Origin of the sequence: Bradyrhizobium sp. ma5 (genome assembly GCF_042258955.1) — a bacterium.
Taxonomy (GTDB): Bacteria; Pseudomonadota; Alphaproteobacteria; order Rhizobiales; family Xanthobacteraceae; genus Bradyrhizobium.
In genome coordinates, this window is sequence record NZ_CP170156.1 from 8009873 (window position 1) to 8025923 (window position 16051).

The 16051-nt window shown below is 65.7% G+C and carries 15 protein-coding genes and 1 other RNA gene; 6 read left to right on the forward strand and 10 right to left on the reverse strand.

Going from position 1 to position 16051, the window contains the following annotated elements:
- Positions 1-66: 66 nt before the first annotated feature.
- The 4 genes from ruvB to ACE103_RS37825 all read right to left on the reverse strand — a co-directional run bounded on the left by ruvB (position 67) and on the right by ACE103_RS37825 (position 3427).
- On the reverse strand, positions 67-1116 hold the full coding sequence (gene ruvB / locus ACE103_RS37810) for a Holliday junction branch migration DNA helicase RuvB (protein ID WP_212313983.1): 1050 nt from the start codon (positions 1114-1116) through the stop codon (positions 67-69).
- A 193-nt stretch (positions 1117-1309) separates the two neighbouring features.
- Entirely contained in the window at positions 1310-1927 is a 618-nt protein-coding gene (gene ruvA / locus ACE103_RS37815; protein ID WP_375777143.1) for a Holliday junction branch migration protein RuvA, read from the reverse strand.
- Entirely contained in the window at positions 1924-2451 is a 528-nt protein-coding gene (ruvC, locus tag ACE103_RS37820; RefSeq protein WP_375777144.1) for a crossover junction endodeoxyribonuclease RuvC, read from the reverse strand. Before ruvC ends, ruvA begins: the two co-directional genes overlap by 4 nt.
- A 229-nt stretch (positions 2452-2680) precedes the next feature.
- A complete protein-coding gene (locus ACE103_RS37825) occupies positions 2681-3427 on the reverse strand; it encodes a YebC/PmpR family DNA-binding transcriptional regulator (protein ID WP_223966791.1) in 747 nt (248 codons plus the stop codon).
- A 203-nt stretch (positions 3428-3630) separates the two neighbouring features.
- Between ACE103_RS37825 and ACE103_RS37830 the strand changes: the two genes are divergently transcribed.
- Positions 3631-5385, forward strand: coding sequence for a methyl-accepting chemotaxis protein (locus ACE103_RS37830; RefSeq protein WP_375777145.1), 1755 nt, complete (start codon positions 3631-3633; stop codon positions 5383-5385).
- A gap of 196 nt (positions 5386-5581) precedes the next feature.
- The gene (locus ACE103_RS37835; RefSeq protein ID WP_375777146.1) at positions 5582-7006 is read left to right on the forward strand and encodes a methyl-accepting chemotaxis protein; all 1425 of its coding nucleotides are present in this window, start codon (positions 5582-5584) and stop codon (positions 7004-7006) included.
- Positions 7007-7181: 175 nt separating this feature from the next.
- Here ACE103_RS37835 and ACE103_RS37840 read toward each other — a convergent pair whose 3' ends face one another.
- The 4 genes from ACE103_RS37840 to ACE103_RS37855 all read right to left on the reverse strand — a co-directional run bounded on the left by ACE103_RS37840 (position 7182) and on the right by ACE103_RS37855 (position 9763).
- Entirely contained in the window at positions 7182-8006 is an 825-nt protein-coding gene (locus tag ACE103_RS37840) for a TIGR00282 family metallophosphoesterase (RefSeq protein ID WP_092123653.1), read from the reverse strand.
- Positions 8007-8008: 2 nt separating this feature from the next.
- On the reverse strand, positions 8009-8587 hold the full coding sequence (locus ACE103_RS37845; RefSeq protein WP_375777147.1) for a 5-formyltetrahydrofolate cyclo-ligase: 579 nt from the start codon (positions 8585-8587) through the stop codon (positions 8009-8011).
- A gap of 199 nt (positions 8588-8786) precedes the next feature.
- Positions 8787-8947, reverse strand: a non-coding RNA gene (ssrS, locus tag ACE103_RS37850) — 6S RNA.
- 186 nt (positions 8948-9133) lie between these two features.
- Complete coding sequence (locus tag ACE103_RS37855; protein WP_375777148.1) at positions 9134-9763, reverse strand: TetR/AcrR family transcriptional regulator; 630 nt, start codon at positions 9761-9763, stop codon at positions 9134-9136.
- Between the two features lie 135 nt (positions 9764-9898).
- On the opposite strand from ACE103_RS37855, the gene ACE103_RS37860 reads away from it, so the two are divergent.
- Positions 9899-10375: a PaaI family thioesterase gene (locus tag ACE103_RS37860; protein WP_375777149.1), complete on the forward strand. Its 477-nt coding sequence runs from the start codon at positions 9899-9901 to the stop codon at positions 10373-10375.
- 121 nt (positions 10376-10496) lie between these two features.
- On the opposite strand, the gene ACE103_RS37865 is transcribed toward ACE103_RS37860, so the two are convergent.
- The gene (locus ACE103_RS37865; RefSeq protein WP_092123645.1) at positions 10497-10880 is read right to left on the reverse strand and encodes a cell division protein ZapA; all 384 of its coding nucleotides are present in this window, start codon (positions 10878-10880) and stop codon (positions 10497-10499) included.
- Entirely contained in the window at positions 10877-11197 is a 321-nt protein-coding gene (locus ACE103_RS37870) for a DUF4164 domain-containing protein (protein ID WP_223966784.1), read from the reverse strand. The genes ACE103_RS37865 and ACE103_RS37870 overlap by 4 nt, the downstream gene beginning before the upstream one ends.
- A 337-nt stretch (positions 11198-11534) precedes the next feature.
- Between ACE103_RS37870 and tkt the strand changes: the two genes are divergently transcribed.
- From tkt to ACE103_RS37885, 3 genes are all read left to right on the forward strand, one after another.
- Entirely contained in the window at positions 11535-13517 is a 1983-nt protein-coding gene (gene tkt / locus ACE103_RS37875) for a transketolase (protein WP_375777150.1), read from the forward strand.
- 163 nt (positions 13518-13680) lie between these two features.
- On the forward strand, positions 13681-14688 hold the full coding sequence (gene gap, locus ACE103_RS37880) for a type I glyceraldehyde-3-phosphate dehydrogenase (protein ID WP_223966782.1): 1008 nt from the start codon (positions 13681-13683) through the stop codon (positions 14686-14688).
- A 141-nt stretch (positions 14689-14829) separates the two neighbouring features.
- Positions 14830-16026 (forward strand): phosphoglycerate kinase, encoded by a 1197-nt coding sequence (locus tag ACE103_RS37885; RefSeq protein WP_375777151.1) that lies wholly within the window; start codon positions 14830-14832, stop codon positions 16024-16026.
- Positions 16027-16051 lie beyond the last annotated feature (25 nt).

A 16051-nucleotide genomic window follows, 5' to 3' on the forward strand; every position in this document is an offset into this window, starting at 1 on the left:
CAAGGTTACCGCGCAGCGCGATGCGCTGCGTCAACACGTCTTTTCACGTCTTCGAGAGCGCGGGCCTCAATCCTCGTCGCCATTGCCGCCGAACAGGCCGAACTGCGAGGGATCGCGGTTCGGCTCGGCGAGGCCGAGATGGCGGAAGGCATGCGAGGTCAGCAGTCTTCCGCGCGGGGTGCGTTGCAAATAGCCGCACTGGATCAGATAGGGCTCGATGATGTCCTCGATCGCATCGCGTGGCTCCGACAGCGCCGCCGCCATGGTCTCGACGCCGACCGGACCGCCGCCATAGTTCAAGGCGATGGTGGTGAGATAGCGCCGGTCCATCGCGTCTAACCCGGCACTGTCGACCTCGAGCGCGCTCAGCGCACGGTCGGCGATGCCGCGATCGATGGCGTCGGCATCCGCTGCGGAAGCAAAGTCGCGCACGCGGCGCAAAAGGCGGCCGGCGATGCGCGGCGTGCCGCGGGCGCGGCGCGCGATCTCATTGGCGCCGTCGGGGCTCATGCCGATATTCAGCACGCGGGCGCCGCGGGTGACGATCTTCTCCAGCTCTTCCACCGTGTAGAAATTGAGCCGGATCGGAATGCCGAAGCGGTCACGCAACGGATTGGTGAGCAGGCCCGCGCGCGTCGTCGCGCCGACGAGAGTAAATTTCGACAGTTCGATCTTCACCGAGCGCGCCGCAGGGCCTTCGCCGATGATCAAATCGAGCTGAAAATCCTCCATCGCGGGATAGAGCACTTCCTCGACCGCCGGGCTGAGGCGATGGATCTCGTCGATGAACAGCACGTCGCGCTCTTCCAGATTGGTAAGCAGCGCCGCAAGGTCGCCGGCCTTCGCGATCACGGGACCGGAGGTGGCGCGGAAGCCGACACCGAGCTCGCGCGCGACGATCTGCGCCAGCGTGGTCTTGCCGAGGCCCGGAGGCCCGACGAACAGCACGTGATCGAGCGCCTCGCCGCGCTTCTTGGCGGCCTCGATGAAGATCGAGAGATTCTTGCGCGCCTGCGCCTGGCCGACGAACTCCGTCAGCGACTGCGGACGCAGTGCGGTGTCGCCGACATCGTCGGAGCGGCGTTCGGGCGTGACGATGCGCGAGGGCGTGTTCATGTTCGCAGACCAATACAACGCAAGCCACGTCGGTGGTGGTTAGGCTCCCCTCCCCCTTGTGGGGAGGGGTTGGGGAAGGGGGGCCACACGAAGACTGCCGCCGCGGCACCCCCCTCCCTAACCCTCCCCCGCAAGGGGGGAGGGAACGCAGTGACGCGCCCAGCGTGAATGATGCACGATATCGAGCGCAGGTTCACTTCGACAATTCCTTAAGCCCCAGCCGGATCAGCTGCGCGGTCTCGGCGCTCTCGCCGGCGCTGCGCGAGGCGGCGGCGATGGCGGCGGCGGCCTGCGGCTGGCCGTAGCCGAGATTGACCAGCGCGGAGATCGCGTCGGTGACCGGGCGCGGCGCGCGGTTGCTGTCGATCGCGCCGGACAACTGCACCACCGCGGGATCGACATCGGCAAAGCCCGGCGCCTTGTCCTTCAATTCGCTGACGATGCGCTCGGCGACCTTCGGCCCGACCCCCGGTGTCCGCGCCACCGCCGCCTTGTCGCGCAGCGCAATGGCATTGGCGAGATCGGTCGGCGGCAACGTGCTGAGCACCGCGAGCGCGACCTTGGCGCCGACGCCCTGCACGGTCTGCAACAGACGAAACCATTCGCGCTCGAGATCCGAGCGGAAGCCGAACAGCTTGATCTGGTCCTCGCGGACATAGGTCTCGATCGAAAGCACGGCCGCCCCGCCCGGCTGTGGCAGCGCCTGCAACGTGCGGCTCGCGCAATGCACCTGATAACCGACGCCGCCGACATCGAGGATCACGTAATCCTCGCCATAGGAATCGATCAGGCCCTTGAGCTTGCCGATCATAGGTTCGCCACCCTGAGGCGCAGCGCGATGCTCTGGCGGTGATGGGCGTGGGTGATCGCAATCGCGAGCGCATCGGCGGCGTCGGCGGACGGCGGCTCGGCTTTCGGCAGCAGGATCTTGAGCATTACCTGGATCTGGTTCTTCTCGGCATGACCGGCGCCGACCACGGTCTTCTTGACCTGGTTCGGCGCGTATTCGGCGACCGAGATACCGAACATTGCGGGCGCCAGCATGGCGACGCCCCGGGCCTGGCCGAGCTTCAGCGTGGCAACGCCGTCCTTGTTGACGAAGGTCTGCTCGACCGCGGCCTCCGCCGGCCGGTAGTCGCCGAGCACGGCGGCAAGCCCCTCATGGATTGCGAGCAGCCGGCTCGCCAGCGGCAGATCTTCCGGCGGTTCGACCGAACCGCAGCCGATATAGACCAGGCGGTTGCCCTCGGTCTCGATCACGCCCCAGCCGGTGCGGCGGAGACCCGGATCGATACCGATGATGCGGACGGGAGAGCGAATCGGCTGCGATGTCATGGGGAAGTGATACCGCCTAGCCTGCGAGAACGAAACACAAACGGAAGTTCGTCCCCTGCCGCGGTCGCCGTCGGCCCCGCTCATCATCCCGCCCTTGCTCGTCATCCCCCGCGAAAGCGGGGGATCCAGTACCCCGCGGCCTCTCGGATCAGATGACGGTCTCTGGAATACTGGATCGCCCGATCGAGTCGGGCGATGACAGCGGAGTTTGAGACCATCAACGAGGCTGTCAGCCGCCCATCTTCGCGAGCAGCGCGTCGGACACCTCGAAATTGGCGTATACGTTCTGCACGTCGTCGTGCTCGTTGAGCAGGTCCATCAGCTTCAAGAGCTTTTCGCCGGTCTCGTCGTCGACCGCGACGGTGTTCTGCGGCTTCCAGGTCAGCGCCGCCTTGCGCGGCTCGCCGAACTTCGTTTCCAGCGCCTTTGCGACCTCGCGGAAGGTGTCCTGCGAGGCATAGACCTCGTGACCTGCCTCGCTGGAGACCACGTCATCGGCGCCGGCCTCGATCGCGGCATCCAGCATCGCGTCGTCGGAAGCGACCTTGGCGTCGTATTCGATGATGCCGGTGTGGTCGAACATGAAGGCGACCGAGCCGGTTTCGCCGAGATTGCCGCCCGACTTGGTGAAGAAGGAGCGGATGTCGGAGGCGGCGCGGTTGCGGTTGTCGGTCAGCGCCTCGACGATGACAGCGACGCCGCCGGGGCCATAGCCCTCGTAGCGGATCTCGTCATAGTTCTCGCCCTCACCGCCGATCGCCTTCTTGATGGCGCGGTCGATATTGTCCTTGGGCATGTTCTCGGCGCGGGCCGCGACCACAGCGGCGCGCAGCCGCGGGTTCATCGCCGGGTCCGGGGTGCCGAGCTTGGCCGCCACGGTGATTTCGCGGGCCAGCTTGCCGAAAAGCTTCGACTTCTGGGCATCCTGCCGGCCCTTGCGGTGCATGATGTTCTTGAATTGGGAATGGCCGGCCATGCGACGTCTCTTCGAGCGTAGGGTCTGAACAGGGGTGGAAAACGCGGCCTTATAGGCCCCTGGCGGTCAAAATCAAAGGTCGGCAGGGGCCGTCCGGCCCGAGAATACTACCGCAAGCCGGAATATGAGGCACTTGTTAACCATGACTTCATGCCCGGATGCGAGGATCGCCCCATCCCGCCGCAACTTTCCAAGAGCCCCCCATGGCGTTCGGTTTGTTTCGAAAGCAAGAGCCGGCGCCGGCTGCGTCGGCCGCCGCGCAGGTTCCGACCGCGGCTGAAGCCTCGACCGAGACTGATTCGGCCAAGGATTCGTCAAAGGAAATCCTGGAGCTGCTGGAACTCGAGCTCGGGGCGATGATCCGCCAGCTTGAGCGCGCCGCGGGCTCGGTGGCCGACGGCGCCGAGGCGACGGCAGCCAAGCTCGCGACCATCCGCGCCCGCACCGACGCGCTGACCGGCCGCAGCAGCGATGCGCAGAGCACCGCGACGACGTTCTCCGAAGCCGCCGACCGCTTCACCCATTCCGCCGAAGGCATCGGGGCGCAGGTGCGCAGCGCGAGCCAGCTCGCCGACGACGCCGCGGCGGCGGCGCGCGAGGCCACCGCCAATGTCGATCGGCTGCGCGAATCCTCGGCCGCGATCGGCAATGTCGTCAATCTGATCGCGCAGATCGCGCGGCAGACCACGCTGCTGGCGCTCAACTCGACCATTGAAGCGGCGCGCGCCGGCGCGGCCGGCAAGGGCTTTGCGGTGGTCGCCACCGAGGTCAAGGCGCTCGCGGTACAGACCCAGAGCGCGACGGAAGAGATCACCCGCAAGATCGAGGCGTTGCAAAAGGACGCCACCGGATCGGCAGACGCCGTCCACCGCATCTCGCAGGCGATCGAAAAGATCCGTCCGGTATTCGAGAACGTCAACGGCGCCGTCGCCGAGCAGAACCAGATCACCGGCGAGATGGGCCAGAACGCGGCCTCCGCCTCCCACTTCATCGTCTCGGTCGGCACCAGCGCCGGCGAGATCGATTCGGCGACCCAGGAAGCCGCCGCGCATGGCGACAATGTCGCGAAGGCCGGCAAGGCGGTGACCGCGTTCGCCCAGAAGCTGAAGGCGCGCTGCGCGGTGCTGCTGCGCCAGGACGAGCGCGGCGATCCGCGCAAGAACGAGCGCCTGCCCTGCAGCCTCACAATCGAGATCACGACCGCGCGCGGCATCGTCACCGCGCCGGTCTACGAGATCGCGATGGACGGCATCCTGATCGGGGGCCCCGATGCCGAGAAGCTGCCGACCCATGAGACGCTGACCGCGACCTTGCAGGACGTCGGCGCCTGCCGGATCAGGATCGGCGACCGCAGCAAGGCCGGCACGCAAGCGCGCTTCGAGGCCGCGACCGCCGAATTGCGCGAAAAGATCGAAGACCGGATGTGGGCGATCCACGAGGAGAACGCCGAACTCGTCACCCGGGCGATGGAAGCCGGCCGCGCGCTGAGCAGGCTATTCGAGAACGGACTGGCGAGCGGCGCGATCACGATCGCTGACATGTTCGACACCGACTATGTCGAGATCGCAGGCACCAACCCGGTGCAGCACCGCACCAAAATGCTGGATTGGGCGGATCGCGCGCTGCCCGCTCTGCTCGAGGCGTTCCTCGCCAAAGACAAGCGCCTGGCGTTCTGCGCGACGGTCGACCGCAACGGTTATCTGCCGGTCCACAACAAGATCTACTCGCAGCCGCAGCGGCCGGGCGACGTGGCCTACAACAGCGCCAATTGCCGCAATCGCCGCATCTTCAACGATCCCGCGGGCCTCGCCGCCGCGCACAGTGAGCGCGCCTATCTGGTTCAGAGCTACGCGCGCGACATGGGTAACGGCACCACCGTGATGATGCGCGAGATCGACGTGCCGATCCGCGTGCGCGGCCGGCACTGGGGCGCCTTCCGCACCGCCTACAAGCTTTGATGGTTTCGTAGCCCGGATGGAGCGAAGCGCAATCCGGGATTCTGATCCACTGGCACATTGGCCCCGGATTTCGCTGCGCTCCATCGGGGCCTCGCAGTGCACGCTCAGGCAAGACCGCCTGCGCGAATCACGCTTTAGATCGGAATGGGGAATGCTGCAGCGGCGCGACGGGCTGCTGTAACGGAGGAAACGCGACATGTCGGCGGCGCAGCTTGCAGTGCTGGATACGTCATCGAACCGGACGCTGGCCGAACGGCTGGTCGACCAGCTTGCCGACCGCATCGGCGGCCTCGGGGTCGAGCTTGCCGACATCGCCGGCAACGTCCAGGAGGTGGCGAACCGTGTCTCCAGCCAGTCGGAGCGGTTCCATCATTTGCAGGAGACCGCCGAGATCATGGTCTCGGCCAATCACGACATCGCCAATGCATCGCAGGCGGTGCAGACGACTGCATCCGCCGCGGTCGGCCAGATCGCGGAGTCGCGTCATGCGGTCGAGACGGCGGTCAGCCATATCGCAGAACTCGTCGCAGCGGTCGGACGGATCGAGGCGCGGCTTGCCGCGGTCGGCTCCGCGCTGAACCAGGTCGCCAAGGTCTCCGGTTCGATCGAGGCGATCGCCAAGCAGACCAATCTGCTGGCGCTCAACGCCACGATCGAGGCCGCGCGCGCCGGCAATGCCGGTCGGGGCTTTGCCGTGGTCGCGAGCGAGGTGAAGAACCTTGCCGAGGCGACCCGCCAGGCGACCCATCAGATTTCCGACACCGTGCGCGATCTCGACGGCCAGATCGGCAGCCTGATCGGCGAGAGCAGCGACGCTTCGCTGCGCGCCAAGAGCGCCGGCGAAGGCGCCCAGCAGATATCGGGCATCATCATGCGCGTGCAGGAGGGCTTTTCATCGGTCGGCGCCGAGATCGGCAGCGTGGCGCGCGCCGCGACCTCCAATCTCGGGCATTGCGACACCGTGATCGCGGAGCTAAACGAGCTCGCCAAGGGCGTCGATCTCTCCTCGCGCGACCTCAAGCACGCCGACGGCCGCGTCGCGAAGCTGCTCGAGCTGTCCGAGAGCCTGATCGTGACCATCGCCGACAGCGGCGTCGAGACCAGCGATGCGCCGCTGATCCGCGCCGTGATCGACACCGCGAAACAGATCTCGGAGCTCTTCGAGAAAGCCATCGCAAGCGGCGAGATCACGCTCGCGCAATTGATGGACGAGAATTATCGCGAGATCGCCGGCACCAATCCGAAGCAGTATCTGACCGACTATGTCAGCTTCACCGACCGCGTGCTGCCTGCGATCCAGGATCCGATCCAGAAGACCGATCCGCGCATCGTGTTCTGCGTCGCCTGGGCGCGCAGCGGCTATCTGCCGACCCACAATCCGAACTACCGGCTGCCGCAGGGACCGGACCCGGTGTGGAATAACGCCAATTGCCGCAACCGCCGGCTGTTCAACGACCGCGCGGTGAGCAAGGTCGCGGCCAACACCAAGCCGTTCCTGCTGCAGACCTATCGCCGCGACATGGGCGGCGGCAATTTCGTGCTGATGAAGGACGTCTCGTCGCCGATTGTCGTGAACGGCCGCCACTGGGGCGCGTTCCGGATGGGTTTTCGGCAGGGCTAGGCCAACCCTCGCCGGGATGGCGGGGTGCGCTGCCAAAATATGGAAAACAACCCCATGCAAAGTAGCCGGCGGCTGCCGGCGCTCGACACTGCCCTTGACACGTCGGGCAACTCAGAAGTATTTTTCTATTATTCCGAAATAACTTGCCCGGATGCAGCGAAGCGCAATCCGGGCGCTAGGTCCAGAACCCCGGCACCGCCGGCTCGAGCCGGCCGCCGGCACGCACCGGCGCGACCTTGACCGCAAGGCCGGTCGCATCGTCGGTCTCGACCGCGACGCCGCTCAGCGTCGCAACGCCTCCGGCCGGCTCGAAACGGCCGGACGGAATGCCGGTGAGGAAACGTTGCAGCGGCTCCTCCTTCTGCATGCCGATCACCGAATCATAGTCGCCGGTCATGCCGGCATCGCTCATATAGGCGGTGCCGCCGGGCAGCACTTGGTGGTCGGCGGTCGGCACATGGGTGTGGGTCCCGACCACGAGGCTGACGCGGCCGTCGCAGAAGAAGCCGACGCCCTGCTTCTCGGAGGTCGCCTCGGCATGGAAATCGAGCACGATGGCGTCACAGCCCTCGCGCAGCGGGCAAGCCTCGAGCTCGCGCTCGATCGCACTGAACGGATCGTTCGAGGACGGCTCCATGAAGACGCGGCCGATCGCGTTGATGATCAGCGCGCGCTTGCCGCTCTTGGTGTCGACCAGCGTGGCGCCGCGACCGGGCGAATGGCGCGGGAAATTCAGCGGCCGGATCAGGCGCGGCGCACGCTCGATGAAGACCAGCGCCTCCTTCTGATTCCAGGCATGGTTGCCGAGCGTGATCGCATCGGCGCCGGCGTCGAGCAGCTCCTGGTAGATCGCCTCGGTGATGCCGAAGCCGCCGGCGGCGTTCTCGCCGTTGACGACGACGAGATCGAGCGACCAGTCTTTGATCATGCCGGGAAGATGGTCTGATATGGCGGTGCGGCCGGTCCTGCCGACGACGTCACCAACGAACAGAATACGCAAGGCTAGCTACTCCGGAAATCGAACGTCTTGCGCTCCGTTAGCACATAATCGAGCGGGACGTCGTGCGACAGCGCCGGAATGGCCTTGGTTTCCTGTGCAGCAAAGGCGACCCCCACCCCGATCACATGCTTGGCCTTGCGCAGATGTGCAAAGGTATAGTCGTAATAGCCGGCGCCGTAGCCGATGCGGTGGCCGAGCTTGTCGAATGCCGCGAGCGGCACCAGCATCACGTCGGGATGCACCTCGGCGGCGGCCGGCGACGGCTCGGGAATGCCGAGCGGCCCGAGCATCAGCCGGTCCTGCGGCGACCAGTTGCGGAAGGTCAGCGACTGGCCGCGCGCATTGATGCAGGGCAGCGCAAGCCGCGCACCCTTTTCGGCAAGCTTCTTCATCAGCGGCGCGGGATCGAGTTCGCTGCGGATCGGCGCATAGCCCGAGATGATCATGCCCTGCGTGATCTCGAACGGCGCGCCGCGCTTGGCGAGCGCTTCGGCGGCTGTCGCGCGCTGCTCGTCGCTCAGCGCGTCGCGCTTGGCGAGAGCAAGCGCCCGAAGCTCGGCCTTCGATGGAGCTGCGTGCATGATCCATCTTCCGCTGTCATCGTCCGCAAAACGCGAACGAGCCGGCACTCAGAAACGCTAGCATTCGTTTGACCAGGCCGCGGCGCACTGGACACCCCGCGAGGAGCCTGCCAGCGGGCGAGCCGATGACGAGACCCATTGCGGGGAAACTGCTAATCAAACCGCCGCAGCGCGACGACAAGGCAACAGCAAAAATCAGTGCGAAGCCGCAGAGGCCGTTGGAGCGCTCGATCCCGGAGTTCCCTACGAAAGTAGGTGGGCACCATATGTCCGGGTCCACGGACCCGGCCAGGGACAGTTCCCTAAAGGATCGATAAGGCCCCGGGGATATATGGCTCCTGACGCACGACGCAGCTTCGCAGGGCCAATGTAGCGACGAAGTACCGGTTCCGCCAGCGGCAAGGGGCGGACTTCCGCAAATCAGGGCGCCGGCGCCGTACTCGGCTTCCACAGCAGTGGAAAATGTGCGCTCCGTCGCGGCGCCGGACGAAGCGGGCGCCCCAAGCCAGCCCCGCCGGCTGATCGCCGACCGAAATGGCGCTTCAATCAGCCACCGCCACCCAGCCGCGCAACCATGTTCCTGGTGTAGTGCGCGAGCAGAACCGGCGCGTTGTTGCCAAGCACGTCGATCCTTCCCCCGTGCTTGAGCACGAGCAACCCGACCAGATGCGTGATAAGCGCAGTCGCCTCGATGCGGACCATCGGCAGAAACGGCTTCGCCGTGGCCTTGCGGACCTGCTCCGCGAGCAGAGCAAGCAGAGCGTCCAGTTGCCGCTTGAGGGCCTCATCCAATCCGGACCCGAGCTTCTTCTTGCGGTCCCCATTGAACAGCACGAGCGACAGCGTCAGCTCGGACGGATGCGCGTCGTAATATTTGTATATTGCAAGGGTCCCCCGTCGAAGCGATTTCGCGGGAACGGCGATGCCGTCCATCGCGGCCCTGACTTCTTCAGTGACTGCCGACAGCGATTCACCCAGCGCCGCCGCGAATACTTCCTCCTTCGATCGAAACAGCGGGTAGATCGCGCCGGTCGTGCACCCGGCCATTTGCGCGATCGCCCTGATCGACGCGCCCTCGAGGCCGGTGGTCTCAAATACACGACGCGCGGCGTCAACGATCACACGACGACGATGAAGGTCGAGGGTCTGCTGATAGGTTTGCGCCGCGGCAGACATTGACTCCTTGCCAGTTATGTAACACTGTTTCCAGAGGATAACACTGTTATTTGGCTTGGGCAAGCGCATGTCGGCGCTGCGGCCCCGAGGACTTCCGACGCCAGGCATAGTTTAGAGTTTCTCCCGGAGAGCACCATGCGTGAACACGAGACGGCACGCTCCATTGAACCTCTGCTGGACGCCGAACAGGTGCGGCGGGCGATCATCCGAAATCTGCCGAGCATCGACCACCACGGCGAGATCGTCGAGAACGTCGGACCGAACGCGATCCGTGTCCGGCTTCCGTATCAGCAGGCGTTCATGGGAGCCGAGCTGTGGCAAGACGGCAGCGGCGGCGTGTTTTCGGGACCGATGGTGATGGGCCTTGCCGACACCACGATGTACGGCTGCGTTCTGGCGGCCCTCGGAGCAAACGTCATCCCGGTGATGGCAGCCTTCAACATCACCTTCCTGCGGCCAGCCAGGGCTTCGGATTTGATCGCGGAGGCGCGCATCGTGCGCCGCGGCGGCCGCCTGCATTATCTCGAATGCTGGCTGACTTCCGACGGCGAACCTGAGCCTTGCGCTCATATCACGTCGACATATCGGGTCGCAGTGCGTCCGGAGCGCTGATGCGCCACCCATTCGGTCCGGCGGACGATCGTTGGCAGATGCAGGCAAATAGATCGCATCTGGCCACGTCCGATCATATCAGTCCGGCCTGTCCTCCCCGCAGGTGAAGCTGCCGCGAACTTCAGCCGATCGCGATGCCGCCGCCGATGGTGCGGTTGAGCACCTGCGTGGTGCGCTCGATCCGCTCGGCGGCGGCGTTGAGCGCATTGGAGACCGCGGTCTGGGTCGCGCGGGCGCGGTCGGTGGCGGCTGTGCGGGCATTGCGCAGCTGCTCGACTTCTTCCTCGAGGCTGCGGATGCGCGCGCCGGCATCGACCAGCTCGTCGCAGGCGGTGAGCGCCGCCATCACGGTCAGCCGCGCATCGCCGATCTCGCCGAACTTGCCGCGCAGCGATTCGACGCGCTGCTGGAGATTTTCCGCGAGCTTCAGGAGCCGCACCTCCTGGCCCTCCTCGCAGGCCATCCGGTATTGCCGGCCATTGATGGTGACGTTGATGTGGCTCATCTGCCTTCTCCGCCATCGAGCACGGCGCGAATGGTGCCGATCGCCGCGTCGAGCTTTTCCGCGATGTCGCGATTGACGCGCTCGAGCTTGCGCGTCTTCACCAGCGATCCGTCGAGCTCATCGGCAAGCCTGGAGCGATCGGCGCCGAGCGCCTGGATCCGGCTCGCCAATTCGTTTTCGTCGCGGTCGGCCTCACGGCGCCGCTCCACGGAGCTCTCCAGCGCATCGAGCGCTGCCATCAGCCGCTTTGTCGCAGCATCGATATCGGCGAGCGGTGCCTCGGTATTGCCAGACCCGTTGGCGAGACGATCACTCATGACACGCGGTGTGGACCCTTCAAATTGGTCGGCTGGGGTAGCCTGCCGGAAACAAGCCTGCCGCACGGCAAAACTGGCGGTTCGGCAAGCGGTTAGCGGATGAAATTTACGTGGCAAGCGAGCCGAGCGCAACGGCGGCGCCGAACTATGCACCGTTCAATGAAATTGGGCCGTTTTGAGCAACTTTTCCCCGTTTTGGGGCGTTTCATCGCCTTGGACTTGCGGAATTGAGGTGCTAATCCACCCTCCAACCCGTAAGGCCATCCACGCGCGTATCGCGGCTGCCCGCCCCGATGCGTCCAGCTTTCAGCTCCTCATTCCAGGCGGACTTTTCATCATGACGCAGGTCGATCACACCCGTATGGCCAATGCGATCCGTGGCCTTGCCATGGACGCCGTCGAGAAGGCGAATTCCGGCCATCCGGGCCTGCCGATGGGCGCCGCCGACATCGCGACCGTCCTGTTCACCAAATTCCTGAAATTCGATGCCGCCGACACGGCGTGGCCCGATCGCGACCGCTTCGTGCTCTCGGCCGGCCACGGCTCGATGCTGCTCTATGCGTTGCTGTACCTCACCGGCAACAAGGACATGACGCTCGACCAGATCAAGCGTTTCCGCCAGCTCGGATCGCTGACGCCGGGACATCCGGAGAACTTCCACACCAAGGGCATCGAGACCACCACCGGCCCGCTCGGCCAGGGCATTGCCACTGCGGTCGGCATGGCGCTCGCCGAGAAGATGCTCGCTGCCGAGTTCGGCAAGAAGATCGTCAGCCACCACACCTATGTGCTCGCCTCCGACGGCGACCTGATGGAAGGCATCTCGCAGGAAGCGATCGCGCTCGCCGGCCACTGGCGCCTCAACAAGATGATCGTGCTGTACGACGACAACGGCATCTCGATCGACGGCCCGACCTCGATCTCCGATTCCGTCGACCAGGTGAAGCGCTTCAAGTCCGCCGGCTGGGCCGCCGAATTGATCGACGGCCATGATCCGCAGGCGATCGCCGCTGCGATCACCCGCGCGCAGAAATCCAGCAAGCCTTCGATGATCGCCTGCAAGACCACGATCGGCTTCGGCGCACCGACCAGGGCCGGCACCGCCAAGGCGCATGGCGAGGCGCTCGGCGCCGCCGAGCTCAAGGGTGCCAAGGAGAAGCTCGGCATCTCGCTCGAGCCGTTCTCGGTGCCCGACGACGTGCTGAAGGCCTGGCGCGAGGCGGGTGCCCGCGGCGCCGCCGAGCACAAGGCCTGGGACGAGCAGTTCGCGCAGCTCGGCAACCGCAAGCGCGCCGAGTTCGAGCGCCGCCTGCGTCACGAGCGGCCGCAGTCGCTCGCCAAGGGGCTGCGCGCCTTCAAGAAGGGCCTGCTGGAAAATCCGCTCAACGTCGCGACCCGCAAGTCGTCGGAAGCCGCGATCGAAGTGATCGCCGCCGCGATGCCGATGGAATTCGTGGCCGGCTCCGCCGACCTCACCGGCTCCAACAACAACAAGGCGAAGTCGGCGGTCGGGTTCGCGGCCAAGACCCCGAAGGGCCGCTTCATCCATTACGGCATCCGCGAGCACGGCATGGCGGCGTGCCTCAACGGCATCTTCCTGCATGGCGGCTTCGCGCCGAACGGCGCCACCTTCCTGGTATTCACCGACTATGCGCGCGGTGCGATGCGGCTGTCGGCGCTGATGGGCACCGGCGTCGTCTATGTGATGACCCACGATTCGATCGGCCTCGGCGAAGACGGTCCGACGCACCAGCCGGTCGAGCATCTCTCCGCGTTGCGCGCGATGCCCAACATGCGCGTGTTCCGTCCCTGCGACGCAGTCGAGACCGCCGAGTGCTGGGAACTCGCGCTCAACCGGATCGACGGGCCGACCGTGCTGGCGCTGACCCGCCAGAACCTGCCGCAGCTCCGCACCACGGCGCCGAACGACAACCCGTGCAGCCATGGCGCCTACGAGCTGGTCGCGGCGCAAGGCGACGCAAAAGTGTCATTGTTTGCCTCCGGTTCCGAGGTCCAGATCGCGGTCGAGGCGCAGAAGCAGCTCGCTGGGCGCGGCATCGCGACGCGGGTCGTCTCGGTCCCGTCGCTGGAATTGCTGCTGGCGCAGCCCGCCGAGCGGCAAAATGCCGTTATCGGCAACGCCCCGGTCAAGATCGCGATCGAGGCCGCTGTGCGCTGGGGCTGGGATGCCGTGATCGGCCGCGACGGTGAATTCGTCGGCATGCACGGTTTCGGCGCCAGCGCCCCGGCGAAGGACCTTTTCCCGCATTTCGGCATTACTGCGGAGGCCGTCGTTAACGCTGCCCTGAAGCGCGTCTGACGCCGGCCTGACACCCGCCGGTCGAAGGTTGAGCTTGCCGCGAAAAAGGATTACCAAAGCTCCATCTTTTCCGCTCGCGTCCGGCTGAACCGGACGTTCCGCCGTAAAACCCTCGTGGGACACCTCCCACGGGGCCGGCAGCAGCTTTTAGAGGAGACACAGCATGGCAATCCGCGTCGCGATCAACGGGTTTGGGCGTATCGGCCGCAATGTGTTGCGCGCCATCGCCGAGTCCGGCCGCAAGGACATCGAGGTGGTCGGCATCAACGACCTCGGCCCGGTCGAGACCAACGCACACCTGCTGCGCTTCGATTCCGTGCATGGCCGCTTTCCGGGCACCGTGACTGTCGACGGCGATTCGATCAGCGTCGGCGACAACAAGATCAAGGTTTCGGCCGAGCGCGATCCCTCGAAGCTGCCGTGGAAGGCCCTCGGCGTCGACATCGCGCTGGAATGTACCGGCATCTTCACCGCCAAGGACAAGGCCTCTGCGCACCTCACCGCCGGCGCCAGGCGCGTGCTGGTCTCGGCCCCGGCCGATGGCGCTGACGCCACCATCGTCTACGGCGTCAACCACGACACGCTGAACAAGGATCAGCTCGTCGTCTCCAACGGTTCCTGCACCACCAACTGCCTCGCGCCGGTTGCCAAGGTGTTGAACGAGACGGTCGGCATCGAAACCGGCTTCATGACCACGATCCACGCCTATACCGGCGACCAGCCGACGCTCGACACCCTGCACAAGGATCTCTATCGCGGCCGCGCCGCGGCGATGTCGATGATCCCGACCTCGACCGGTGCGGCAAAGGCCATCGGCCTGGTGCTGCCGGAACTGAAGGGCAAGCTCGACGGCGTCTCGATCCGCGTGCCGACCCCGAACGTCTCGGTGATCGACCTGAAGATCGTCGCCAAGCGCGCCACCGACGCCAAGGAAATCAACGAGGCGATGAAGCGCGCCTCCGAGCAGCAGCTCAAGGGCATCCTCGGCTTCACCACCGCGCCGAACGTCTCGATCGACTTCAACCACGATCCGCACTCGGCCACCTTCCACATGGACCAGACCAAGGTGCAGAACGGCACGCTGGTGCGCGTGATGGCCTGGTACGACAATGAGTGGGGCTTCTCGAACCGCATGGCCGACACGGCCGTTGCGATCGGCAAGCTGATCTAACACCGACCACCCGTGATGCCCGGCCCAGCGCCGGGCATCTGCGTGTTTGCCCCGCATTCGCGACCTCGACGGCCGCGACATCGGCAAGCGAAAGCGACGCCGTCCGCTGGACGGCTGTGTCCGGCCGCACAGGAAACGCTCATGACCAAATCGTTCCGCACCCTCGACGACGTCAACGTGAAGGGCAAGCGCGTGCTGCTGCGCGTCGACCTCAACGTTCCCATGGAAAGCGGTCGCGTCACCGACGCCACACGGCTCGAGCGCGTTGCGCCCACCATCACCGAGATTTCCGACAAGGGCGGCAAGGTGATCCTGCTCGCCCATTTCGGCCGGCCCAAGGGCCGCGATCCCAAGGACTCGCTGAAGCCGGTCGCCGAGGCGCTGTCGAAGGTGATCAAGCGCCCGGTCGCTTTCGCCGAGGACTGCATCGGCGAGCCGGCCGCCAACGCGGTTGCGGCCCTCAAGGACGGCGACATCCTCTGTCTCGAGAACACCCGCTTCCACAAGGAAGAGGAAAAGAACGACGCCGGCTTCGTCGCTGAACTCGCCAAGCTCGGCGACATCTGGGTCAACGACGCCTTCTCCGCTGCGCACCGCGCCCACGCCTCGACCGAAGGCCTCGGTCACAAGCTGCCGGCCTATGCCGGCCGCACCATGCAGGCCGAGCTCGACGCGCTCGGCAAGGCGCTGGAAGCACCGACCAAGCCCGTGATCGCGATCATCGGCGGCGCCAAGGTCTCGACCAAGATCGACCTCTTGGAAAACCTCGTGAACAAGGTCGACGCACTGGTGATCGGCGGCGGCATGGCCAACACCTTCCTGCACGCACAGGGCATCGGCGTCGGCAAGTCGCTCGCCGAAAAGGACCTCGCTCCGACCGCGCTGCGGATCATGGAGAAGGCCAATGCGGCGAATTGCGCGATCATCCTGCCGGTCGATGCTGTTGTCGCCAACCAGTTCGCCGCCAATGCGCCGTCGCACGCCTATGGCCTCGACGCGATCCCGGCCGACGGGATGATCCTCGACGTCGGTCCGCAATCGATCGCGCGCATCCATGCCGCGATCGACGATGCCGCGACGCTGGTCTGGAACGGACCGCTCGGCGCCTTCGAGCTGACGCCGTTCGACCGCGGCACCGTGGTGTCGGCCAAGCATGCCGCCGAGCGCACCAAAGCCAGGAAGCTGGTCTCGGTCGCCGGCGGCGGCGATACCGTCGCGGCGCTCAACCAGGCGGGCGTGGCCGGCGATTTTTCCTATGTATCGACCGCGGGCGGCGCGTTTCTTGAATGGATGGAAGGCAAGCCGCTGCCGGGCGTCGAAGTTTTGAAAAACCGTTGATTTAGGTCACATCCGCGAACGCGCA

Bases quoted from the DNA above. Each gene is read 5' to 3' on its own strand.
- ruvB (WP_212313983.1), bottom strand. From the start codon at position 1,116: ATGAACACGCCCTCGCGCATCGTCACGCCCGAACGCCGCTCCGACGAT.
- ruvA (WP_375777143.1), bottom strand. From the start codon at position 1,927: ATGATCGGCAAGCTCAAGGGCCTGATCGATTCCTATGGCGAGGATTAC.
- ruvC (WP_375777144.1), bottom strand. From the start codon at position 2,451: ATGACATCGCAGCCGATTCGCTCTCCCGTCCGCATCATCGGTATCGAT.
- ACE103_RS37825 (WP_223966791.1), bottom strand. From the start codon at position 3,427: ATGGCCGGCCATTCCCAATTCAAGAACATCATGCACCGCAAGGGCCGG.
- ACE103_RS37830 (WP_375777145.1), top strand. From the start codon at position 3,631: ATGGCGTTCGGTTTGTTTCGAAAGCAAGAGCCGGCGCCGGCTGCGTCG.
- ACE103_RS37835 (WP_375777146.1), top strand. From the start codon at position 5,582: ATGTCGGCGGCGCAGCTTGCAGTGCTGGATACGTCATCGAACCGGACG.
- ACE103_RS37845 (WP_375777147.1), bottom strand. From the start codon at position 8,587: ATGCACGCAGCTCCATCGAAGGCCGAGCTTCGGGCGCTTGCTCTCGCC.
- ACE103_RS37855 (WP_375777148.1), bottom strand. From the start codon at position 9,763: ATGTCTGCCGCGGCGCAAACCTATCAGCAGACCCTCGACCTTCATCGT.
- ACE103_RS37860 (WP_375777149.1), top strand. From the start codon at position 9,899: ATGCGTGAACACGAGACGGCACGCTCCATTGAACCTCTGCTGGACGCC.
- ACE103_RS37865 (WP_092123645.1), bottom strand. From the start codon at position 10,880: ATGAGCCACATCAACGTCACCATCAATGGCCGGCAATACCGGATGGCC.
- ACE103_RS37870 (WP_223966784.1), bottom strand. From the start codon at position 11,197: ATGAGTGATCGTCTCGCCAACGGGTCTGGCAATACCGAGGCACCGCTC.
- tkt (WP_375777150.1), top strand. From the start codon at position 11,535: ATGACGCAGGTCGATCACACCCGTATGGCCAATGCGATCCGTGGCCTT.
- gap (WP_223966782.1), top strand. From the start codon at position 13,681: ATGGCAATCCGCGTCGCGATCAACGGGTTTGGGCGTATCGGCCGCAAT.
- ACE103_RS37885 (WP_375777151.1), top strand. From the start codon at position 14,830: ATGACCAAATCGTTCCGCACCCTCGACGACGTCAACGTGAAGGGCAAG.